Genomic DNA, 24,225 nt, shown 5'->3' on the forward strand with positions numbered 1-24,225 from the left:
ATCAAACATCATTTTCTTCATACCATTCATCAATCAGCAATTTACTTTTTTTTGAGGCTTCCACAGCCAGGAAATCACAACGTTCGTTCATCGGGTGGTTGTTGTGTCCTTTTATCCATCGAAATTTAACCTGGTGTTTGCGGTAAATTTTCAGAAACCGTTTCCATAAATCAGGATTTTTCTTTCCGGCGAATCCTTTCTTTTCCCAGCCAAAAACCCAGCCTTTGTCAACGGAATCTACTACATATTTGGAATCGGAAACCACCAGAACAGAAAGATTTTCTTTGGTCAAAGCTTCCAACCCAACGATAACCGCCAGCAATTCCATACGGTTATTGGTCGTTTTCCGGTAACCCTGCGACAATTCTTTGTAATAGTTCGTGTTGTTCAGATGCAGAATAACACCGTATCCGCCCGGGCCGGGATTTCCGCGTGATGAACCATCAGTATATAAAAGGATTTCGGGTGACTGCATTAATTGATTTTCTCTAAAAGTTGTTCAATCACTTTAGGAAAATGTTCATATTCCAATTGGTGTACTTTGTTTGCCACGTCTTCCGGCGAATCTTTTTCTTCAACATTCGTCGTTGCCTGAAAAATCGTCGCCCCCTCATCATAATGCTCGCTTACATAATGAATCGTAATTCCCGTTTTGGTTTCTTTATTGGCAACCACCGCTTCGTGCACAAAACCGCCGTACATACCTTTTCCGCCATATTTTGGTAGTAACGCCGGGTGGATATTGATGATTTTATTCGGAAATTCCTTAATGATTGATGCCGGAAACAACAAAAGATAACCTGCCAGAACAATCAAATCAGGATTCAATTCTTGGATTCTTTCATGTAAAATCCCCTCATCATTTTGCTTTTTGGTAATCACTTCGGCAGGAACATTGAGCCTTTTTGCCCGTTCCAGAACAAAAGCGTCCTTCTTATTTGTGATAATATGAAACTGAACCGAAATATTTTTTTTTCGGAAATAGTCAACAATATTTTCAGCATTGCTTCCGGAGCCGGAAGCCAGTAAAACTACTTCTTTCATGGGTTTTCTATCTATAAATAACCTCCTGTTTGAGGAAATATTTTTCACAAAAGTATCTATTTCTAAATTATTTTTTTAAATTCGCAGATACAAAAACAATTAAAATTGTGGTTTTAAACTAAAGTTTTATATTTTTGCCACAACAATTAAACTTAAAAAAAGAAAGAAATTATGTCAGACATTGCATCAAGAGTAAAAGCGATTATCGTTGACAAGTTAGGTGTTGACGAAAGCGAAGTTGTAGCTGAAGCAAGCTTCACTAACGATTTGGGAGCTGATTCATTAGACACTGTTGAGCTAATTATGGAGTTCGAAAAAGAATTTGATATCCAAATTCCGGACGATCAAGCTGAAAACATTGCTACAGTTGGTCAAGCTATCTCTTACATCGAGGAGGCTAAGAAATAATAAACCAAACATCACGTGGTTTTTGAATCAAAGCCACGTGGTGTTATTTATTCTAAGAAACGGACCAAAAAATTGATTTACAACACAGTACGAGCTGTGTTTGGCAACCCAATGTTTTCGTTAAGAGAAACACTGGGTTTTGTTTTTTAAATCTGAAATTATACCGAATTTATATGAAGCTAAGGAGAGTCGTTGTTACTGGATTAGGAGCTCTAACTCCAATAGGGAATAATCTGGAAGAATATTGGAATGGTTTGATAAATGGCGTGAGCGGAGCAGCTCCAATCACTCATTTCGATGCCTCCAACTTTAAAACTCAGTTCGCATGTGAGGTCAAAAATTTTGACCCTCAGAATTTTATTGACCGTAAAGAAGCCCGAAAAATGGACAAATTTACGCAATATGCCGTCGTCACAGCTACTGAGGCCATGGAAGATGCAAACTTTAATCTGGATAAATTAGACAAAGATAAAGCCGGTGTAATTTGGGGTTCGGGAATTGGCGGATTACAAACATTTCAGGACGAAGTAACCAACTTCAATCAGGGAGATGGTACACCGAAATTCAATCCGTTTTTTATTCCGAAAATGATTGCCGATATTGCTGGAGGATTAATCTCTATGAAATACGGTTTACGAGGACCTAATTTCACTACGGTTTCCGCTTGTGCTTCATCTACCAACGCCATTATCGATGCGTTCAACTATATCCGCTTAGGACATGCAGACGTTATCGTTACCGGTGGTTCAGAAGCTGCAGTTACCATTGCCGGAATCGGTGGTTTCAACGCCATGCACGCTTTATCTACAAGAAACGATGACCCGAAAACCGCATCAAGACCTATGGACAAAGGCCGCGACGGATTTGTACTGGGCGAAGGTGCCGGTGCTTTGGTTCTGGAAGAGTACGAACACGCCGTGGCACGCGGAGCGAAAATCTACTGTGAAATCGGCGGTGGCGGTATGTCTGCTGATGCACATCACATCACAGCTCCACATCCGGAAGGGTTAGGTGCGAAAAATGTGATGCTAAACTGTTTAAGAGATGCTGGTTTAAAACCATCAGACGTGGACGGTGTGAATATGCACGGAACATCAACTCCGCTTGGAGATATTGCGGAATCCAAAGCTATTTTAGAGGTTTTTGGAGAACACGCTTATACAATGAACCTCAACTCTACCAAATCAATGACCGGACATTTGCTGGGTGCAACAGGTGCTATTGAGGCGATTTCCTGTATTTTATCTATCAAACACGGAATTGTTCCGCCGACTATCAATCACTTTACAGATGATGAAAACATCGACCCGAAACTGAATTTTACATTCAACAAGGCTCAAAAACGCGATATGAAAGTCGTAATGAGCAACACTTTCGGATTTGGCGGTCACAATGCTTGTGTATTAATGAAAAAAGTAGATTTGTAGAATCCTTATGAAATGGTTTCCAAACATATTACCAAAAAAATCCCGTGCTCATAAAGACGGGATTTTTTATGAAAAATTAAGCCGGATTGTGGGTTATAAACCTACTCGTATCGAAATATATGAGGAGGCTTTCACACATAGTTCTGCTGGAAAAACCAACGGAAACGGGCACACCGTCAACTATGAACGACTGGAGTATCTGGGCGATGCGGTACTCGGATTGGTGGCTGCGTCCTATTTACATCAGAACGCACCTAACCAGGCAGAAGGTTATCTGACCAAAATGCGATCTAAAATCGTCAGCCGGAACAACCTGAATAAAATAGGTAAAGACCTGAACTTGTTATCCTTACTGAAATGTAATGTGAATGTAAAAGATTTCGGGGAAAATATTTACGGGAATATTTTTGAATCGCTGATTGGTGCCATGTACACCGAAAAGGGGTTTGACTTCACGAAGAAATTTGTATATAAAAAACTGATTCAGCCGATAGAACCTTTGGAAGATTTGGAAAATAAAATAATCAGCTACAAAAGCATTTTTATTGAGCATTGCCAAAAGAGAAAAAAGTATTTTTTGTTTGATGTCCAGGAAGAAAAATCTAAAGAGGAAAACAAGCATTTTGTAGTAAAGTTACATTACGACGAAAAAATAATCGCCAAAGGTCGAGCTACCAGTAAGAAAAAAGCAGAAGAACAGGCAGCAAAAAGAGCCTACTATTCATTACAAAAAAGCAAAAGCTCTGTTAACAAAAAGTAATCAATCTTACTAAAAATTTTCTCTCTGTAATATATATCGTAAATTTGTAGAGAAATGGAAGGTCAAAAAGCAAAAAACATTATCAAGCTAAATTTAGCAGACAGTTATTCAGATGAAAAAACATTATTGGCCATTCAATCCAATCTGGAAGATTACCGCCTTGCCTTTTTCATCAACACCAATCTGCACCTCCAACTCTGCAAAGAGAAAAAAGATATTTCACTGAACAACAAGCAAATAGAAAGCCGATTCGGTCATTATTTATACGAAGATGAAGACAATTATCTGACATGGCGACTCATAGATAATCACTCGACAAGCAGTGAAAAAAAAGCCGAAACAACATCAACTAACGATTTGTTTTCGCAAATGGAAGAAAACATAGAGCTGACTTCTTTTTTAATTCCTGAACTGAAACGATTTGATTACCTGTTAGTTATTGAAGAAACCGATGATTTTTTTGATACCGAAAACCTGATTACACATATAGAAAACATTCCTCAGGTTTCGGCTGTTTATCTTGCTGACTGGGAAAATCTTAAACAAGAACATATTGAAAGATTATATTTTTAAGACCATAAGGAACTATGAAATTACGAAAAAAAACTAAAATAATTGCTACACTCGGACCTGCATGCAGCTCTGAAGAAGTTATTCACAAAATGATTAAAACCGGAGTAGATGTATTTCGGATAAACTTTTCTCATGCCGATTATTTTGACATCGAAGATAAAGTAAAAATCATTCGGGAACTCAATGAAAAATATCATTATAACACCAGTATTCTGGCAGATTTGCAAGGCCCTAAACTCAGAGTCGGCGTAATGAAAGACGAAGTGGTGCTGAAAGAAGGCGACACAATTACCTTTGCCTCAACCGAGGAAGAATTTCTCGGTACGGCCGAACGCGTTTATATGAATTACAAAACTTTTGCCAACGACGTAAAAGCAGGAGAAAATATCCTCTTGGACGACGGAAAACTGATTTTTAAAATCATCGAAACAGATGGAGTTTCTGAAGTGAGAGCACAAGTTATACAAGGCGGCCCGCTACGTTCAAAAAAAGGCGTAAACCTACCTAATACGAACGTTTCACTTCCGGCACTTACCGAAAAAGACATCAAAGACGCCCAGTTCGCTATTCAACTGAATGTGGATTGGATTGCACTCTCGTTTGTCCGCACCCCGCAGGATTTACAGGATTTAAATGACCTTATCAAAACACACTCTGATTACAAAATTCCGGTAATCGCCAAAATAGAAAAACCCGAAGCAGTAAAAAACATCGACGAACTTATTCGTCATTGTGACGGATTAATGGTTGCACGCGGTGACCTCGGAGTGGAAATTCCCGCACAAGAAGTACCACTTATCCAGAAACATTTGGTTCGCAGGGCAAAAACAGCGAGAATTCCGGTTATCATCGCCACGCAGATGATGGAAACCATGATTACGAGCCTCACGCCGACACGTGCCGAGGTAAACGATGTCGCCAATTCTGTCATGGACGGTGCCGACGCAGTGATGCTGTCCGGAGAAACCTCTGTTGGTAATTATCCGGTGGAAGTCATTGAAAAAATGAGCCAGATTATCCTGAGTGTGGAAGATTCTGAATTAATCAACCTTGAGGTAATCGACCCAAAAGTAAGAACCAAACGATTCATTACCAAATCGGTTTGTTATCATGCGGCAATTATGGCAAATGATATTGAGGCAAAAACAATCCACACCCTGACGAATTCAGGTTATACAGCCTTTCAGATATCTGCATGGCGACCGAATGCTCATATTCTGGCTTTCACTTCCAACAAACATATGCTCACTCAGCTGAATCTGTTATGGGGTGTAACGGCTTTTTATTATGACAAATATGAAAGTACCGACGTAACTATCGAAGATATTAATCAAATTGCCAAAGCAAACAATTACGTAAAAGAAGGGGATTATTCCATTAATCTGGCTTCGATGCCTATCAGAGAAAAAGGAATGGTTAATACTGTGCGGGTTTCTGTGATTGAGTAGCCTCTACATAATGTTGAAAATACCTACAACTAAATTAACGTACATTAACTATCAACCCGGTAAAATATAGGTTCCTGCCTGTTGGCATAATTTTAGTATTGTGTTAAACTAAAAGTGCCATTATGGGAAAGTATATTTTATTAGGGCTGGTATTTCTTATATCTGAGGGCGAAAATACCTTAAGCATTGTTACCTTGACTGAAAGTAAGTTTAAAGTAACCATTGATTAATTTTTCTTTATCTTCCGAAAACACAAACAACACAATATATGTTTTATGCAATCAGTCAGATAGAACAAGCTGTTCATCGTCCGGAAAAAATGCGAAATCCAAAAAATCCGCATAACCCGATGATATTGAGAGTTTTTAGAAACAAAGTGCGTACCGCATTTTTTACTATTTACGCCAAAAAAGCCGGTGGAGAATTTTGGGACGATACTGAACAAAAGAAAATCGGACGTCGTCATTGGACTTCTGAAATGAAAGTATTTGAAAAACAAAAAGTAGCAGAAGCCCCCAAACCTCCTTTTATTTTCAAATTTACTATTGTCGGTTGGATTTTTCTGGCGTTTTTTATCGGGTTATTTATCTTCATTATCTATGACAGCACGAAACCTCCCCTACCTAAATCCGAACAGGCAGTAGCTATGGAAAAAACTCCAGCTAAAGGCGACATCTACTTTGGCAGGTATGAGATATATAAGGAAAAAGGGAATCCTTTAGGTGCAGAAATTCGTTTTGGCTGGTTTAAGGTCGCCAAAGTTGAAAATAATGAATATCATATCGCGAAATCAACGGAAATGAATCGAGGATACAAACCTAAAGAACAACTCAACAACACCGATTTTGAAGTGCAAAGTATGCCTCCGGTAAAAATAACAGAGCAAACCGGTTACAATATTAGCTTCAAATCAGACGATGAGCTAACTGAAATATATATTACGGATAAGAAATGATTTCAGTTTATTTCTAAAAAGAAAAAACGTTTATGAAACATAAACGTTTTTTTTGTACCCAATTCTGACCAAATATCGAAATATTTTATTGAAGATTTGGATAGATTAGTACATCTTTTTAAGGGTGACCTATAGTTTTATTTTTGTCTATTTTATTACAGAGAGCTTAATTTTAACATTGCTAATAAATCAAATGATTCTTCTTCTATCCACTTTTCGCTTTGAATTAGATCATTAATAAGAACTAGTTCTCTCTTTGAAAATAAATCTATCGACAATCCTGATAGTTTTTTTGACAAATCCCAATGGCTATAATGATAATCTATATATGTGCTTATTTTTTTATGGGGTTCGTTAGGGTATAACAGAGAAATGTCTTTATTTCTATTCCTAAGTTTTGCCTTTATTCTTGAATAAATTTGTAGTCCTGCTAAATCCCAATCACAAGAGTAATAAATTGGCTTGGAAAGTTCCATTTCATCTATATCGTCAATTATCTTGATATTGTTTCCTCCAACATGCCACAACTTAACTTTAGCATTCTTAGCTATCCAAGGTTGTTTTAAAAAGGATCTGTTTTCACATAATACAATTGCTTTAGGATGGGAATAGTCAACAACTAGCCTCCATTGATTCTCTTTCTTATCTAATGGAAACTCCGTGATATCTAAAACTTTGAATACTGCATTTCTTAAACTTGTCTTATTCTTCAAGTATTTTGAAGTATCAAAAAACTCATTGGAAAAATCTTCTATATTGGTTGGATTATTTTTTAACTCCGTTTTATTTTCGGCAATAAGCATTAAGGTTTTAATATCTTCAAGTGTAAAACTCTTTTTGGCACTAGGCTCAATGTCACTTTCGATTAGAAAACTCTTAGCCTCATCGTATGGTAATTTAAACGTTTTTTCGTAGAATTCCTCAAAACCATCTGTAGAAATAATAACTTTAGTATTGTCCAGCTTTTTATCAAGAATACATTTTTCTTCTAGTAAATACTTTATATAAGGATGATCTTGAATATTTGCTTTGGTCTTTTTCAAATGATACAAATCATCAAGTGCCTTTAACTCTTTCCAAGTGATATTTTTATTCATTGTCCGGCTTCGTATTTATGTATTCATCAATATCTTGAATAACTTCATTTGAAAAGATTCCAAGCGGAGGGACATAAGTATCTATATTTGCCAAGTTATTATCATTCATAATGTAAATGTACTGTCCATCATCAGTAATTTCGCCTGCTGTTTCTATTGCCATTGTTACTACCTGGTATTGTTCTTTTTTTGCTAATTCGTGTAACATATTATAATTGCTGCCTAGCCCCTCAGCTTCATCTATTGGCATTATTTTTAATCCTTTTTTTCCTTTTTCTTCAATCAGAGATAATCTGGCTAAGCATAACAAAGCATTTGCAGCATAAGTTTGTCCGTTACTTCCTGAATTAATCTCGTCATTTTCAAGTTTTAAATCAAATTCTAAATCGAAATACGATTTTGGATTCATTAAGTCTTCAGGTTCAACTTTAGTACTTCCTCCAAGTTGCTGAAAAGCTTTTATCATCATTTTATTTATGTCTATTTCTTCCCGAAGCTCACTGAATAAACCTGTATTATTTATTTGGGTATTTAATTGTTTTCTGAAATTTCCAAGCCAACTATCAGGATAATAAATTGATTTTTTTGATGTTAATGATGCTCTGTTTCCTCCTGTAATAATTTTATTTTTCTTTTTTAAAAAGGCATCAATTTCATTAATTTTTGTGAGGTAGCTGGTGTAAACTTTATATACCTCATTAAAAATACTGCCTAATATTTCAATTTTTCTTGAACCGATTTCCTGAATGTCCTGTGTAAGTTTACTTAACCTATCTGCAATATTAGATGAAATTAAGTCCTCATCAACTACAGATGTAGGAAAAACAGTCGGAAGTATTAAATTCGCTAGCTTTCCAATAGAAATAGATTCATCATATGGTAAATTCATCTCTTCAAGTATTTTCCTAACTACAACTTCATAATCAATTTTTGAACGGTCTGCTTTATTTTTTAAGGAGTTGAAACCTCCATTTTCAGGATTAGAAAACTCTTCAGTATTTTCATCGTATTCCGGTTGATGTTTAAACAGTTGTTCAAATGTTTGTTCTGTTTCAGTTAATTCCTGATTAGATATACTTATTGTGTTTTCCTTTTGTTGGATATCATCACTGATTTCCCGGCACTCTTTTTCTAATTCATACTTGCCTTTTAATAAACTCTGATTGCCCAAATATTTTTTCTGCAACAAGGTCTCATCAAAAACAAATTTATTTATTAATTTTTGTAAATCATTTTGTTGTGTAGCTAGTTCTTTATTCTGAAGTAAGATTTCTTTTTCAATAGACTCTATATCAATATTTTCTTTATTACTAAATAAATCCGTTTCCAGTTTTTGGATTCTTTTATTACATTCTTCTATGACTGTTTTTATACTCAAAAAATCTTCATATTCTTTTTGAATCAAATTGAATTGATTTAAAATATTGTCTTTATCAAGATATAATTGAATAAATTGCTCAAATTTACTTTCGGAAACATCTAAACTTTCCTCAATATTAAAAGAAATAAGTTCCTCTTTTCTTTTGTATAAATCTATGTTTTCCTGAAGATTATTAAACTTGAATAATATTTCTTTATACTTTTCTTTACTGCTTTTTTCTTTATTTAATGCATTTAATTTCTTTCCGACCCCTTCTTTGATTTCCGATAATGGTTTTATGAGGGATTCTACATTAGCTACATTTAAAAAATGGTTAGGTGAATATTCTATGTATTCATATACTCCATCAAGATTTAACCAAAATCCGTGATGATCTTTTTTATCTTTTACTTTAGATTCTATATTTTCAAATAATTTTTCCGGAAACGGAACATATCTATTAGCATTTTGTTCCGAAGGTTTTGCTTTACCATATTTCTGAAAATAGATTAAGATACTTTCTATTGTGTGGGATATAGGAAAGTTCAAATTTTCAGTAGCCCATCTTACGAGAGATTCTGGATTATTTAAATCTGAAAACTTTGATAATGATTCAAGCTCAATTATTTCTTTTTCAAGTTTTTCAATTTCTATAGGGAAATTTTCATTCGCTTTCTCAAAGTCAATCAGCCAATTTGAGGTATCAAAATCATTAATAAGACTATTGTCTTTGAGGTAATTTATAAAAGCTAATAAATTCCTTTTATTCTCATTTTCTTTGGTTTGAAATCTATACCACTCTTTAACTTTCTCTAATTGATTGTCATTTAATGTCAACCAATTATCAACTGTTTCTACAGATGTTTGATATTGTTTGATATTGAAGTACTTACTTTCTATTTCCTCTTTATAACTATCTTTATAAGCAAGATTTGCGATGGTTTTCTTTTTGTCTAAAAGTTCCTCTAAGTCTTTTATCTTGAACTTTTTAATCTGATTTTCAACAAACTTAAGTTCAACCTTTTTATTTTCTAATTCCTCTACTGCCTTTTGTTGTTCCACTACTGTTTTTCTCTTTAAAGTATTCCAATAATTATATCGTTTGAATAGGAATTCAGAATAAGTAGATTTGTATATTTTACTTTTATCGAGGGCATTTTTTAGAGAAGATTGTTTTTTATTTATTAAATCAATCTCTTCCTGATATCTTTTATGTTCGTGAAAATCGTTACTAATATTACCTACTTCCTCTCTATATTTTTCCATAATGATATTTTGCTCATCATCACCAAAAAGGAATTTTTTTAGATTTTCAGACTCTGTTTTAAAGCCTTTACCTCTTGAGAAAGATCTCAATATATTAGCATAGGTTTTTAATGTTTCATCTTTTGTTAAATCTAATGAGAGAATTTCATTATTATAAAGAACTTGATGATAGTTTCTTCTCTTGAAAGATTTCATCCTTGCAAAATCAATTTTTTCACAAAGATTATTTAGTGTATCTACTTTGTCATTTATAATCAAATCTTTTGTGAAAATCGGCATATTTAGAGGTGTTAGCTCTTCCCAATCATATCCGTTTTGTATGATAAACATTTCGGCAACGTTACTTGTACTTTCGATATATACCCCAATTACAATGTACTTTTTTGGCCTAATTTCAACGTTTAGAAAGACATAACCTCTTAAAGATAATTTTCCTGTGGAAGCTAAAAGCATCCCTTTTACATCTCTATCCTTATTACCATCTGTTGCAGATTTAAATTCACTTGAACTAACTAAAATTAATTGAATCATATCTGCGATCATACTTTTTCCACTTCCACTTTCTCCACTAAAATCCGTTCTGTAAGGATGAAATAAGTAATCAGCATTAAAATGTTGTTTAATACCTATGGTAGATAAACTATATATACGAGGAAAATTATTCTGCATCTTTCACTTCTTTAATCAGGTTATCTATTGTTTCTATTTGAGGCTGATATGCTGCTCGTAACCTTTCAAAAGAGGGCATTATTTTAAATTTGTACTTTTCATTTTCATCATCCCACATTAACCAACCTAACTCTCCAAACTTGATAAATGATTTTTTTACTACATCTTCAAATCGTTGATCATTTAAATCAGAACCTTTATCCGAAGAGTTATCATTAATTAATTTTCTCAAAGCATTTTTCTCTTCTTCGTATTCTTCATAAAGAAGACTTATAAATTCAGATATACTATCAAGTTCAATATTACCATCTAATTTGTACATTTTCAGAAAAAGCATACCAACAATAATAAATTCATTTTTCAAATAGTCTCTGCTATCAGAAGGAACATTACTTTTTCCGTCTTCATTTAGATCCAAGTAATAATACTGATTGAATTCATTTCCGTCTTTTCTTAGGTTAAGATTGAAAAAGTCTTTATAATAATTTTTCAAAGACTCAAAATTTGCATTCTCATTTAAGAAACGAAATAAATTTGCATCCAAAGGATATTCTCGTTGAATATGAATACCACTTCTGAGCGTATAATCCAGTTTAGCAAAAACACTCAATGCCTTCTTTTCATAAAGAAAACCATATTTTTCTACTTTTTCTGAATTGTCATCTGCCATAATGATATTCTTTTATTTACAGTATAATTAACGGGCTCTTGTTTAATTTCTACCTTGTATCGCTGTTTGGATTTTGTACTTTTCCTCAAAACACTATGTGCTGTTTTAACAGCAATTGCCAATCGGTCTGTATCTACAATTTTAAAAAACAATGGTGTAAAAACTAGCGAACCTTTTTCTTCCAGTTCCTGAAATGCCAAATTTGTCCAATACATTATTCTTTCTTTATCTTGTTTCCATTTGAGCGTCTTATCCAGTAACTCTTTTCTTTTAGGAATATCGATACTCCTCTTAATAATTTCAACAGGTAATTTAGGACTTATCTCTCTAATTGGAATAATATTGAATGTGAGAGAATGCTCTATGGATTTTACCTTTAATCCAGAAAGATCATTCGGAAATTGAATTTTTTTCGTACTTTTTTCTTTTTTGACAAAAGATTTTTCCAAAAGATAGTGAATAAATTTATTGGTTTTTCTGTCAAAATCTTGCTTATTAAAATCATAAATAAATTCTCTTATCCTAGGTTTTATTTTTTCAATTCTCTTGCTTACCTGCTCTAATTGACTTCGGGAATTATCGTGGAATTTTTGAACCTTTTGAATATTCTCAATATAGTTGTAACTATCAGCCTTTTGAAGAATATCAGTCAGTAATTCATCAATATCATACGATATCTGAAATGCGTTTTTGAGTTCAGATGCTTGTTCTTTTATTACTTCAAGACGAATTTCGATTTCTTTTAAAATATCAAGAATACTTTGGTCTTCTGATTTAATATTGATTTTGAAGTCCGTAACAGACTCGATTACCTGTTGATCTAATATTTCAATTTGAGAAATAAGCTCAGGCATTCGTATATCAAAATGATCTTCAATCCACTCGTTGAAGTCTTTTTCTCCTTCAATATATTCTGTGAGGCTTTTATGTAATTCGTCAAAAAACCTCTTTATTTTTGCAGGATTATATTTTTCTATGAGACGTTTTTCAATATTTTGACAAAGCTCCAATCCGTACTTTTTAAATTGATAGGTTCTTTTCGTTTCATTACGCCACAAGAAAGATTCCTGTAATCTTAAAATTATAGTATTGTTTCTGTTGTATTCTGTGCGAGAACGCTCATTATTACCCTGATCTCTAAAGATCTTATTTATAATTGAAATAATGTTTTCTTCCGAAAAATCTTTATCCTTATACTTGGTATAAAGAGACAAGAGAATCAATCCGTCATTTTTTTCCGGGATTAATTTCTCATACTGATCTTTTGCTTCGCGATATAGGTTAAAGCTTTCCATGTTGACAACTTTTAACTGCTAACTTTTAATTTTCCAAAAGTCTCAAACTCTATGAATTTAGATTTAAATAATTCTTTAGGGATTTTCTTTTGTAACAACAAATGGAAATTTTCCTCGTGGGTTGATACAATCAATTGTTTACCTAAAGAAGTCATTATCCCTCTAAACAAGTCAATGAATGATAAAATATTTATGCTGTCCATAGATTGAATAGGATCATCTATGAAAATACAGTCAACAGATTCTCCCGTCTCTATATTTTTTGCTTTTAATGCTCTTGCTAGAAATATGCTCAGACTCAAAATATTAATTTGTGCCGTGCTAAAATATAATGCTGGAATAGACTTTATTTCTTTTCCTTTGTTGTTCTTTTTTATTGTGAAAATTTGTAATCTTGGCTTACTTTCTCCAAACTCACATTTAAATTCAATAGATTCATAATCAGGATGTGGGTCTATTTTCTTATATATAGTGTTAATTAAATCTGTATAAAAAAATTCATCAATAGTTTTTTCTAAATATATTTCAAGACTATTCTTTTCTTGGTCTAATTTTTCACTTGCAATTTTTAACTCTTCTAAACTCTTTTTTAATTTATCTATTTCGATTTCAATTTTCTTAGAAACAGAAACCTTTAAGCAATCTTCTTTCAAGGCTTCAATAACTTTGTACTGCTTTACCTTATTTTCAATAATATCTTGATTGTTTTTTTCTTGTTCAATTAGTGCATCAAAGTCAGCATCTATTTGTTGTTTATTTTTGTCTTTTAAATTAATTCCGAATTCCGTTCTGATGAAATTTTCGAAATTTTCAAAAATATTTGATGTCAATAATTTAAGATCGTCCAGTTCTTTTAGTTTAGTGAGATAATCTTCTTTAGAAAGCGTATAGCTTGACAGTTTACTTTCAAACTCATTTAATTTTTTTTGCTTTTCCTCTATATTGTTTTTTAAGTTATTAATTACCCATTCTAATTTTTGTTTTTCAGTTTCAAAAAGTACTTTATTAACTTCATTAGAGTTTAATGTCTGACTAAAAAAAACAATTACTTCATTATACTCCTTCGCAGATTTTAATTCGTTTACAGCTTCTTTTATAATTTCAGTATTCTCATTATTAGTTTTTAATTGAGCGTTATTCTCATTTATTTTAGATGTGCTTGCACTAATTGTTTTATTTAGTTCATTGATACGGAATTTTAAATTTTCAATTTGCTTTTTTATCTTTTTTTCAAAGACATCAATATCAGATTCATTGTTAAAGAATAAAATAGCTTCATTGTAATTTGACTGAACACTATTTAGTTCCTTGATTTTTTCATCTTTTTGTAAAGATAAATTTTGAATTTCTTTCTCAATCTTTGTAAATTCTGTTTTGAAGGGGCGTTTTAGTTCATCAAGGTGCTTTTTTAGTTTTTCTTTTCTTAAATGTATTTCCTCATTTAATTTAGTAATTTTGTCTTCAATACCGATTTTATTTGATAAACTTTCTTTCAACTGTTCATCAAAAATTTTATTTCCAACAATACGGCTTGATAACTCTTCAAATGATTCATATTTTTGACTACACAAAGGACAATCAGTAGAGTTATCTTGTGAAATAATATCTAATCCACGTTTAACATATTCTTTTAGTTCATTATTAAACTGATTTTGAGCATTTATTTTATTTTCAATTTTAACCAGTTCATTTTTTTGAATATTTATTTTGTTTGTTGATTTAATTTGCTCCTCTATTTCTGTCTTTTGATCCTTAAACTCATTTAGTTCCAATAAAAGTCCTAAATCATTTTCAATATAATTTTCATAGTAATTGAATTGATTTTGTACTTGTTGTAATTCGTTTAATTTATTCTGTTTTACAGTGATAGAATTAGACACTTCTGTAACTCCTTTCCGGAAAGATTCTACATTCTTCTTGGCTAATTCTAATTTGCTTTTTTGGTTAGGTAATTCATTTATTATGCTTTGGTACTGTTTCAGAGACTCTTGCTGTTGAGCCATTTCATTTTGAGAACGATTAATACTTTCCCTAAAAGTAGTACTTTCTGTTTCAACTTTTAAATTGTTTTCATTTAAGTCAGCAATTCGTTTTTTGTGTTTGGTTATTTCTTTGTGAAGAAAAATATATGTGTCTAACTTTTTTTCGATAGAGAGGAAGCCAATATGAGTATTTTGTTCTCTTGACAACTTTTCTTTTAAACTATTATTTTCTGCTTGAATTTTCTCCTTATTCTCAATTAAAGAAATAATATTTTTTATCTCTTTGATTCTTAAATCAAAATTTGCTAATTTCTTTTTGTTCTCTATATAGGTAAGGACACCTCCGTTATTATTATTGCTTTCGTCTCCATTTCTAGCAATTTGGATATTTCCAATTCTTATCTTTTTGGCTTCTAATTCTAACTGTAATGAAACTAATTTAGACTTAACCTGACTGGTTAAAATATCATACAATGTATTATCAAAAGTTTCTTTTTCGATCAAATCTATTGTTTCCTGATTTATCCTAAGAAATTGAATAGCTTCATTAATTTGGTCAAATTTTTTAAATTCTAATTCAAAATCTATTTCAAGTTGACTATCTTTATTTTTCTTAATGTCTTTTTCTAATCTTTTAATTTCTTGGATACTATAATTCAATAGGGTTCCAAGGTTTTTATACGTATTGTTATATTTTGTAATCTCAGGATAAGATTCAACGAATTTATTATATCGTTCCTCTGCTGTTTGTTCTTTTAGAAAATTATCAATCATTTCCTGAGATAGTACAACATCTCTGAAGAATTTGTTTTTAGGTTCTTTTTTGTGATTATATTCTGTATTTGTAATTTTTTCTGCAAACGTATCTTTTTCAGTAATTACATTAACAAATCCATTTTCAGTAGATCCGATATGTTGAAGTATATTTTTGTTTCCTCCCTTTTTGTTTTCTTTTCTAGTTTTATCAAAATCCCCTACTAAATCAAATCGCTCTATTTTACCTGTAACGCCCCATTCTACTGCATCATAAAAAGATGTTTTTCCAAATCCGTTCGGAGCATAAATGGATATTAAATCTGATATTTCGTTTTTGTTATTAACGAAATTAAACGTAGAGCAATTTACATCATTAAAGGCTCTGAAATTTGAGATTTGAACTTCTTTAATTTTCATCATTAAGTCGAATTATTTGTTCAACGATTTGTTTCTGTAATTCTGTGTCTCTTCCAAACGAAATGTCTTTATGAACCAGTTTCCATAATCCAGTATTAACAGGTTTATATTCTTCCTGAATCTTATTTTGAGTTTGGCTTAAAATATCTTCTAAATCAGTATTTGTAATGTGTTTTACGATTAATTGATTTGCCTCTTTATCATTAAATTCTTTATCAAATAAATCTTCAACAATTTTTCTACTTGAAAATTTATCATTCTCAATTTTGTTTTTGAGTTCTTTAGAAACATCGTCTTTTGAGATGTAAATGATATAAAAATTCCATTTATCAAACTCCCTATTTGACATATATTCTGATGTTTGATAATTGGCTGCGACCATATTTGAAAATCGTTTCCAATTTTCATTTATTACATCGCTGTTAGCTTCAAGAAAAAAAATATTTATTCTGAAGTTATCCTCGTTTCTATAGTGATAGACTTTACAATTTTCAATTTCAAAGTCTAGTTTATTTATTTCAATTGTTGAAAAATTCATATACAAGTCGTTTAATTTCGGTTAAAATATCTTCAAATTGTTGTATCGAGAATTTATTTAAAGCATTTTCATTTGAATTAATACAATCAAACTCAATCGCTTTTAAGTGTATTATCTCCTTTATTTTTGAGCTTGTTTGTACCCTATCAATAGTTTCGGTATCTACTACACTACCCACATTAAGATTAACTTCACTAGCTGGCATTCTTCTTCTATTTGGAGAATTTGGAGTTTGATTAGTCGCTAATAAAACTTGACAGTTATCACTAATATTTTCAGATGCAAACAGTAGTACCTCGCTATACAAATCATATATATCTTTAGAAGAGTCAGAAAATATAAATTTCTTAGTTATATTCATTTTAGCTAAAACATCTTCATCGAAACCATTTACTTCAAGAAGACTAATTATTAAAGCATATTCGAGAAATGAAGTCCAAAAACGTTTACTTTTTATACCTCCTATCGACGTTGATGAATTTTTTATATAATTACTCGAATAAATACTATTTAATTCGCATTTAACTTGTGCGAATTGTTTTCTAATAGCAACTTGTAATTTGGGTTTTAAAGCAGGTAGAGTTTCATTATAGCTGATTATTGAATTTATTAGTAGTTCAATATTTGATAAATAACTAGGTAGTAATTTTGATAAATTATTACCATCAACTATTTCTTCAAATCTTTTTATTGGCACAACTTGTATTTCTCCATTACATGGATCATTTGGTGTTTTGCTTTGAATTCCTGCTAATAATAAACTATCACCATTAGTTTTAATGATTCCTCCTCCTGAAAACCCAGTGATTTGCTCGTGATCTAAATGATTAACAACTAGCCTTAATGCGATTAGACTATCGGTATAACTGTTTAAGTCTCTTATTATTTGTTTATCATATTTATCATCTGCGTTGCGTTTACTGTTAGGATAACCTGTTAAGTTAAAACCATCAAAACCAGTTGTTCTTTCGTCAATAAAAATTTGATCAAAACCTAAACCCTCTTCCAAAACTAATATCGCAGCATCAGCATTATCGTGTTCAAAATAATTTTCTCCTTTCTTTATTTCAAACTCTATTGTATTACTTTGATCATTGGAATAACTAAAGTTGATTTTTGCAATTAACTCTTCACCAGTCTTTTGGCCTCTTTCGTTTTTTATATCTTTATATAAAATATGTTTAGCAGTGAGTATATAGGTTTTGTTTTCATCCAAAGGTTGAAACAAAACACCACTACCACCGCCTAAAATGACTGTATATCTTTTTAAATCGTTTTCGTCCATTGATAAATAAATTCATTAGTTGCTTTAGCTTTAAATATAGAGAAGTCATTCCAATCTTCTTCTAAGAAAACTCTATCTGTTAAATCATAATTAAAGCGTATTATAGCATTAGGATTATTATTGATAATTCTAGCTATTGTTCTTTTATTTGGTAATCCATGTTTAGTTGCATTTGAACTTATTAGATAATTATCCGTTTTTACAATTTCCAAAAGCTCTTTGTCAGTATTGTACATACTTCCGTGATGAGAAACCTTCATTAATTCTACATGTAACGGATTATCCTTATTATAACCGAACTTGTTCAAGCCTTCGATTATTACTGAAGGATGAGCATCAGCTAAGAATAGAAAACTTTTGTTGTCATATTCCATTATAAAAGCAATAGAACTTCCATTTGCAACACTTGTATCCTCCTTAAATCTAAAACCGAGTTGACTTTCTTCATCAATAAAATCTTTCAAAGAAATCTCGAAATCATATTCATCACCACTTGTAAAATAATCCTCTTGTTTTTCATACAGCTTTAAAAGCTTATCGAGCTTCTCGTTGTTTGGCGACAAAATTTTGAATTTTAAGCCAAATAAATCATATTCTGAACCTTGTTCAATAATTTCCCCTTCCCATAAATTATTATCTCTAAGATATTTTTCAAATTTAATTCCTTGTTTAGGACTTGTATGAAAATCGTCGGCTCCGTCAACGATTTCAATATCCAAATCTTTGTTTTCATCGCTTTCAAACTTCTTAGCTATTTCCTTTCCTGAGTTAAACCAAACCTTTTTAATAAGATTAGAAGACTCTTTGTCTTTATTCAGCCATCTCAAAATTCCGCCGATATGATCGTCATCAAAATGAGTAAGAACTAAAAGGTCTATACTTTGTTTATTATTTCGGATATATTCAATAGCATTAAATAAATCTCCTTTTCTTCTTAATTTATTTTCATACGTATCTCCAGTACCACCATCTATGATTATATTTCGTGGAGTTTCATTTTCCAGAAATGAAACCCAAATAGAGTCTCCATTAAAGGCCTGTAAAAATTTTATTTTCATAAATCAAGGGTTCTTTATCTATATTAAAAGAAATCTAAATTTACAAATATATTTGAAATAACAACTTTCTTGATATGGAAACCACAATTTGCCAACTACTATCAGGAACATGAAAACCAATGTAGATAATCCATATATAATTATTGAAAGGTTTTAATGCTTAGCTTTTTTAATTTTTCTTCTTTAAATACTGTTTGTCTCTACCCAATTACACATCTACTCGTTTCAATACTAAATCACAAAAATGATAACCAGATTTAATATAGAATCTGGTTATCGTTAAAATCATAAACGTATTAGGTGTGTATTTCTTTTTCTCTGTATATCATATTTAAGTGCAAAATTTAAACTTTTACAAGAAAACACACGATACTTAAAGTGTTGAAATTGTTAAAAATAGATCTATCGAAAACACGCAAACTTTAACAGAAACGATACTTGAGGTACACCTCTCGCTGAAATTAAATATGTTCCTTTGTCTTTATAACGCGATATAAATAAGGTGTTGCTAAAATATTGCTTTAAATATAAGCTTTAAATCCGAGTAAAGAAATAAATTAAACAATATAAAGATATGAAAAAACACAAAGAAAAGATAGGTTTATCTGTATTACTAACCATAATGATAATGGGCTACAACAGTACCTTTGCGATGAGTAACTTAAATAGTCCCTCTGTAGAAGCAGGAAAGATTGATTTTCATAAACTATCAGTCATTGGCACTTCAGAGTTCATTTCATATATAGAGAAAAAAGAAGTTATATCGGTAAATTTAAACAGAGTGACTTATATACACATGAAAGAAGTAAAGAGAGTTTCAACTCATATAAACCAAACAAGCACTACAATAGAGCCAGAGTTCTCTATTGATATTACACTTAAAAACATAATAAACAAATATCATTAACATTTTTAATTTAAAATTTTATATCATGAAAAAAGTTTTATTACCAGCATTGATTGTGCTTCCCTTGGTAGCTTTATCAATTTTTCAAAACAAAACTAATGTACAAGAATTAGAAATTCTTGTTAAAGACTTCAATGAAGCCTCAATTGTTGCGGCAGATGTGCATGGAGTAAATAGTTCAACTTCCTTTACTTCAGTGAAACAAGTAATCGACAAAAGCATATATTCATCTAGTTTAAATGTGCTTACAAGGGATTCTATTAAAGATTCTAAAGATTTTACTGACAAAAAAGATGATGTTATTATTTCTCCAACTGGTGTATTTAGTTCACTGAATAGTTTAGTTGAGAAATATTCGTAATTGTAAAATAATTAGTAAGTAGCTACATAGTGGCTACTTACTACTAATTATAAATATACATGAAGAATTTATTTCTATTAATAGGTTTATTCTTTTTATTAACTCTTTGCTCTTTTTCGAATCTCCAAAAAAAAATCGAATTACATGATATTATCGGCAAATTAAATAAGAAACAAATTGACGAAATAAAAAAAATATCTGTTAAAGATGCAAAAGGTTTTAAATTTATTAAAAAGAAAAAAAGCAAGGGTAGTTTTACAACCTTCGTGACAACTACTTCACGTAAAAAAATTTCCAAAGATGATGAGAAAAAAATACAAGATATTATTGATAAGTATAAATAGATGTATTCAAATATTTATAATTTTTGTAATAATGTTTTCTTTTATTTTTGTTTCATTCTCTACAGCATACACTAGCTATCTGTCCTTTAACGAAAAAAAAGGTGTCTTTTGGATTGACTCTATAATTGCATCTGTATATGGTGTGAGAATTTATGAAACTTTCTTAACATATACGGGGTTAGACACCGGCTACGGTTTTTTTTCACCAAATGTAAAGAGTGATATTGTAATAGTAAACTCTTTATATAAAGATGGTAAAGGAAAAACAAAATTGCCAAGTGATTATCTAAAAACCAGAGAAGGAAAAATTCGTTTTAGAGGGGTTAATGATATTTTTATGGATAAATTGACAATAGAAGAAAAGAAACTTGAAAATATAGCTCCCACACAAAATCAATATGGTGATAAAATTGATTCTTTAAAAATTCAATTTTTTAAAGTTGTGCTTAAGCAAATGAATAGGCATTATCTCAATGACAAAACCAATAAATATGATTCTGTCAATACTAAGGTGTTTTTATATCATTATCCATTCTTAAAAAATTACCCTGATCTTCAACCCAAGTTATACGAAATAGAAAGCACTACTGTCTCAAAATGAAAAAAATTTACCAATTTTTCTTTGGAAATTCTGTGCAAAACCCAGAGTTCCTAATTTTTCTGAGAATTTCTGTCGGAATAATTCTTTTAATTCACTTGCTCTCTTTAGGCTCAGATTTCAGTAATTTATATGGTATTGATAAAACATTACCAACCGATATTCAAACTTATAATCTAACTAGTAATGTTTTTTACTATGATAATATTGTTTATTTCTTCAGTAATATCTTAAATATATCAGTAGCCTCTTCTGAAGTACTATACTACAGTATATTCTGTATTCTTTGTATATTAATTATAGTAGGATTCTTTTCAAGACTTAGTGCTTTTTTACTTTTATTTCTTCAAATAGGATTGATAAAAAGCAGTTACTTTTATACATATGGAGTAGATTTCTTTTGCTCTATGTCTCTTTTTTATCTTGTTTTACTTCCATCTGATGACTATTACTCTTTAAGAAGGAAAGTATTTAAAAATTTCAATAAAGCGGGAAACCTAACCCCTTTTAGAAGATTAATGCAAATCCATCTCTGTTGGGCATATGGTGTTTCTGGTATTGAAAAACTTTCTGGTTACAATTGGAGAAACGGAGAATCTATTTGGAAAGCATTGCACTTGCCCAGTTTTGAAAATCCTTTTATAGAAAGCATTAATTATTTAGGGCAGTTTCCTTGGATATTTGTTATTTCAGGATGGATTATTATTATTATTGAGCTTCTGTATCCTTTTTTTATTAATTTAAGGAAAACGAGAAAAATATGGTTATATTTGACCATTCTTATGCATTTTTTCATTGCACTATTTTTAAATCTATATTTCTTTTCTGCCATTATGATTGTTTGGAACATTACCAACTTTTATTTTGAAGATAAAAACAAAATTCAAGATTAATGAAAAAAATTATATTACTTCCATTCTTATTATTCTTTGTTAATATTTTTGCTCAAAATAATTCTATTACAAAAACTGAGAAAGACAGCCTATCAACCGCTGTAGAAAATTTGGAAGAAGACATTCTAGAAGAGCTTGTTATTGAGTTCAAACGAAAAATACAGCTAAAACAAAGAGCAGGTAAATATGAAGTTAATTTAGAAGGAACAAATTTTAATCAGTTCGCTGATACGTGGGAAGGTCTGAAAAACATCCCTCTATTACAAACTTTCGATAATCAGTCATTAAAAATAAATGGGAAAACAGCTATCGTAGAAATAGATGGTATCCGAACAGAGCTCAATGGTGAAGATCTCGAAAATTACCTCCGTAGTCTAAATCCGGATACGGTTAGTAAAATAGAATTAACAACAAATCCCGGCTCGATGTATGATTCGGCTGTGGGAGCAGTGGTTAATATTATTTTAAAAAATAGAGAACAGCAATATCGTTTTGGTATTAATGAAAATGCAGGGTTTAAAACAAATCCTTTTTCGTATACTAACATCAATTATTCTCAAAATTTCAAAAAATTATACTTTTACACAAATTACAACTTTGGATATAGTACCCTTTCGTCAAATGCAGATACGGAAATATATACTACTGCCAACGGAATTCAGAAGTATACATTAAAAAATGATTATATTTCACGCTCCCATAATTTACAGTTGAATTTGGTTTATGCATTAGACAAAAAAAACAATTTCTATTTTACAAGTTTATACACCAACGGAAATATTGATAATGATGGGGCGATGGTTGCCGACTTTTCACATCGAAACTCAGGGGGCAAAACAAATTCCGATTTTCTTAGACTTTCTCAAATCTGGAAATCAAATCTATCAGATAAATTAATTTTGAAAACGGGCAGTTACCAAATTATTAATACATCCGAAACCAATTTTTATGCTACAGAATATGGAATTAATCAGCAACAACAAGTGGAAAATAAAACACCTATTATTATCGGATTTGCAGATTTGAACCTTACATCTGTATTAGGTGTTACCGATTTTGGAACACGATTTCATTCAATTGAACAAAAAAATAAAAATAAGGCTTTTACACAGGATACAAATATAAACGCTCCTTTTTATTACAATGAGAAAGTATTATCACTTTACATCAATCACTCCTATCAGATTAGTGAAAGAAAATCCATCATAGCTGGCATTAGAACAGAAAGTACATTTTCGGACTATGCCTTTGAAAACAATATGTTAGATAAAAGATTAGAGGATAAACAAAACTATACCAACTTATTATTTAATGCAGGTTATTACTGGAATAATGAAAATACCTATCAATCGATTGCTGTGAGAAAGCAAATATCTCGTCCGAACTATGCTTATATAAATCCTTTTCGCAGTCTGAACGAAGATATAACACAGTCAGCTGGAGACCAAGATATAGTACCTGCCCTACAATATAGCCTGAATTATGAATTGATGCTAAATAAATTTGTTTTTTCATTATCCGGTAGCTATATTAATAATTTCATATCTTCTTTTATGGAAGAGGAAAATGGAATTATTCTTACGACATACAAAAATTTTGATCAGGTTTATTTTTTAAATACAGGAGTAGAATATAATAATCATTTGTTGAATGGAAAATGGAACATTCGCCCAACTTTATATTTTACATTACCAAAATTAATCGACGATGCTTACGATATAAAAAAAAGCTCTCCAATAGTTTCATTAGGAATTCAAAATGTGGTTGATTTAGGTAAAAATTATATGTTTACATTATATTATAATTTTAATTCTTCTTATAAAGATGGTTTAATAGAACATCGTCAATCTCAAATTGTAAATACAAGTTTCTCGAAAAAAATAAATAATTTCAATTTTATACTATACGCAAACGATATTTTTAAATCAAGTAAACAAGGAATAAAAACGTTATTAGACAACTATTCTTACAGTTCGATTACTTATAATGATGTAAGAAATGTTGGTCTTTCTGTAAGATATACCTTTTCTGGAAAAGCTTTTAAAGCAAAAGAAGTAGAACAACTTAGAGACAACACATTAGATCGTTTGTAAAAAGATTTATAAAATAATTTT

General features: G+C 31.0%; 22 protein-coding genes. 12 read left to right on the forward strand and 10 right to left on the reverse strand.

Annotated features, from left to right (window positions below; genetic code table 11):
- Window position 1: 1 nt before the first annotated feature.
- Window positions 2–475: a ribonuclease HI gene (gene rnhA, locus CDL10_RS02695; RefSeq protein ID WP_100677112.1), complete on the reverse strand. Its 474-nt coding sequence runs from the start codon at window positions 473–475 to the stop codon at window positions 2–4.
- Window positions 475–1,044, reverse strand: a complete 570-nt coding sequence (purN, locus tag CDL10_RS02700) for a phosphoribosylglycinamide formyltransferase (RefSeq protein WP_100677113.1) — start codon at window positions 1,042–1,044, stop codon at window positions 475–477. The genes rnhA and purN overlap by 1 nt, the downstream gene beginning before the upstream one ends.
- A 171-nt stretch (window positions 1,045–1,215) precedes the next feature.
- Between purN and CDL10_RS02705 the strand changes: the two genes are divergently transcribed.
- From CDL10_RS02705 to CDL10_RS02730, 6 genes are all read left to right on the forward strand, one after another.
- Window positions 1,216–1,452 carry an acyl carrier protein gene (locus CDL10_RS02705; RefSeq protein WP_100677114.1) on the forward strand — a complete coding sequence of 79 codons (237 nt, stop codon included), beginning with the start codon at window positions 1,216–1,218 and terminating at the stop codon, window positions 1,450–1,452.
- A gap of 173 nt (window positions 1,453–1,625) precedes the next feature.
- The gene (gene fabF, locus CDL10_RS02710) at window positions 1,626–2,879 is read left to right on the forward strand and encodes a beta-ketoacyl-ACP synthase II (protein ID WP_100677115.1); all 1,254 of its coding nucleotides are present in this window, start codon (window positions 1,626–1,628) and stop codon (window positions 2,877–2,879) included.
- A gap of 7 nt (window positions 2,880–2,886) precedes the next feature.
- Window positions 2,887–3,639: a ribonuclease III gene (rnc, locus tag CDL10_RS02715; protein WP_100677116.1), complete on the forward strand. Its 753-nt coding sequence runs from the start codon at window positions 2,887–2,889 to the stop codon at window positions 3,637–3,639.
- Window positions 3,640–3,693: 54 nt separating this feature from the next.
- Complete coding sequence (locus CDL10_RS02720; protein WP_100677117.1) at window positions 3,694–4,212, forward strand: IPExxxVDY family protein; 519 nt, start codon at window positions 3,694–3,696, stop codon at window positions 4,210–4,212.
- 14 nt (window positions 4,213–4,226) lie between these two features.
- Complete coding sequence (gene pyk, locus CDL10_RS02725; protein WP_100677118.1) at window positions 4,227–5,660, forward strand: pyruvate kinase; 1,434 nt, start codon at window positions 4,227–4,229, stop codon at window positions 5,658–5,660.
- A gap of 268 nt (window positions 5,661–5,928) precedes the next feature.
- Complete coding sequence (locus tag CDL10_RS02730; RefSeq protein WP_100677119.1) at window positions 5,929–6,615, forward strand: hypothetical protein; 687 nt, start codon at window positions 5,929–5,931, stop codon at window positions 6,613–6,615.
- A 155-nt stretch (window positions 6,616–6,770) separates the two neighbouring features.
- Here CDL10_RS02730 and CDL10_RS02735 read toward each other — a convergent pair whose 3' ends face one another.
- The 8 genes from CDL10_RS02735 to CDL10_RS02770 are packed head-to-tail and all read right to left on the reverse strand — an operon-like array spanning window position 6,771 to window position 19,008.
- Window positions 6,771–7,712 carry a hypothetical protein gene (locus tag CDL10_RS02735; RefSeq protein WP_100677120.1) on the reverse strand — a complete coding sequence of 314 codons (942 nt, stop codon included), beginning with the start codon at window positions 7,710–7,712 and terminating at the stop codon, window positions 6,771–6,773.
- Entirely contained in the window at window positions 7,705–11,007 is a 3,303-nt protein-coding gene (locus tag CDL10_RS02740; protein ID WP_133119442.1) for a hypothetical protein, read from the reverse strand. Before CDL10_RS02740 ends, CDL10_RS02735 begins: the two co-directional genes overlap by 8 nt.
- Window positions 10,997–11,677 (reverse strand): condensin complex protein MksE, encoded by a 681-nt coding sequence (locus CDL10_RS02745; RefSeq protein ID WP_100677122.1) that lies wholly within the window; start codon window positions 11,675–11,677, stop codon window positions 10,997–10,999. The genes CDL10_RS02740 and CDL10_RS02745 overlap by 11 nt, the downstream gene beginning before the upstream one ends.
- Window positions 11,650–12,972, reverse strand: a complete 1,323-nt coding sequence (locus CDL10_RS02750) for a hypothetical protein (RefSeq protein ID WP_100677123.1) — start codon at window positions 12,970–12,972, stop codon at window positions 11,650–11,652. Before CDL10_RS02750 ends, CDL10_RS02745 begins: the two co-directional genes overlap by 28 nt.
- 11 nt (window positions 12,973–12,983) lie before the next feature.
- Window positions 12,984–16,130 (reverse strand): AAA family ATPase, encoded by a 3,147-nt coding sequence (locus CDL10_RS02755; protein WP_133119443.1) that lies wholly within the window; start codon window positions 16,128–16,130, stop codon window positions 12,984–12,986.
- Window positions 16,117–16,665: an ABC-three component system middle component 1 gene (locus CDL10_RS02760; RefSeq protein WP_100677125.1), complete on the reverse strand. Its 549-nt coding sequence runs from the start codon at window positions 16,663–16,665 to the stop codon at window positions 16,117–16,119. The genes CDL10_RS02755 and CDL10_RS02760 overlap by 14 nt, the downstream gene beginning before the upstream one ends.
- On the reverse strand, window positions 16,646–17,950 hold the full coding sequence (locus CDL10_RS02765; RefSeq protein ID WP_100677126.1) for an ABC-three component system protein: 1,305 nt from the start codon (window positions 17,948–17,950) through the stop codon (window positions 16,646–16,648). Before CDL10_RS02765 ends, CDL10_RS02760 begins: the two co-directional genes overlap by 20 nt.
- Entirely contained in the window at window positions 17,932–19,008 is a 1,077-nt protein-coding gene (locus CDL10_RS02770; protein WP_100677127.1) for a ComEC/Rec2 family competence protein, read from the reverse strand. The genes CDL10_RS02765 and CDL10_RS02770 overlap by 19 nt, the downstream gene beginning before the upstream one ends.
- A gap of 574 nt (window positions 19,009–19,582) precedes the next feature.
- On the opposite strand from CDL10_RS02770, the gene CDL10_RS02775 reads away from it, so the two are divergent.
- The 6 genes from CDL10_RS02775 to CDL10_RS02800 are packed head-to-tail and all read left to right on the forward strand — an operon-like array spanning window position 19,583 to window position 24,204.
- Window positions 19,583–19,915, forward strand: coding sequence for a hypothetical protein (locus tag CDL10_RS02775; RefSeq protein WP_133119444.1), 333 nt, complete (start codon window positions 19,583–19,585; stop codon window positions 19,913–19,915).
- Window positions 19,916–19,940: 25 nt separating this feature from the next.
- Complete coding sequence (locus CDL10_RS02780; RefSeq protein ID WP_100677129.1) at window positions 19,941–20,276, forward strand: hypothetical protein; 336 nt, start codon at window positions 19,941–19,943, stop codon at window positions 20,274–20,276.
- A gap of 59 nt (window positions 20,277–20,335) precedes the next feature.
- A complete protein-coding gene (locus CDL10_RS02785) occupies window positions 20,336–20,620 on the forward strand; it encodes a hypothetical protein (protein ID WP_100677130.1) in 285 nt (94 codons plus the stop codon).
- Window positions 20,577–21,221 carry a hypothetical protein gene (locus CDL10_RS02790; protein ID WP_133119445.1) on the forward strand — a complete coding sequence of 215 codons (645 nt, stop codon included), beginning with the start codon at window positions 20,577–20,579 and terminating at the stop codon, window positions 21,219–21,221. Before CDL10_RS02785 ends, CDL10_RS02790 begins: the two co-directional genes overlap by 44 nt.
- Window positions 21,218–22,111 carry an HTTM domain-containing protein gene (locus CDL10_RS11340; RefSeq protein ID WP_117615779.1) on the forward strand — a complete coding sequence of 298 codons (894 nt, stop codon included), beginning with the start codon at window positions 21,218–21,220 and terminating at the stop codon, window positions 22,109–22,111. The genes CDL10_RS02790 and CDL10_RS11340 overlap by 4 nt, the downstream gene beginning before the upstream one ends.
- The gene (locus CDL10_RS02800) at window positions 22,111–24,204 is read left to right on the forward strand and encodes an outer membrane beta-barrel protein (RefSeq protein ID WP_100677133.1); all 2,094 of its coding nucleotides are present in this window, start codon (window positions 22,111–22,113) and stop codon (window positions 24,202–24,204) included. Before CDL10_RS11340 ends, CDL10_RS02800 begins: the two co-directional genes overlap by 1 nt.
- The last annotated feature ends 21 nt before the right edge of the window (window positions 24,205–24,225 follow it).

The organism is Avrilella dinanensis, assembly GCF_002807015.1.
Taxonomy (GTDB): Bacteria; Bacteroidota; Bacteroidia; order Flavobacteriales; family Flavobacteriaceae; genus Flavobacterium; species Flavobacterium dinanensis.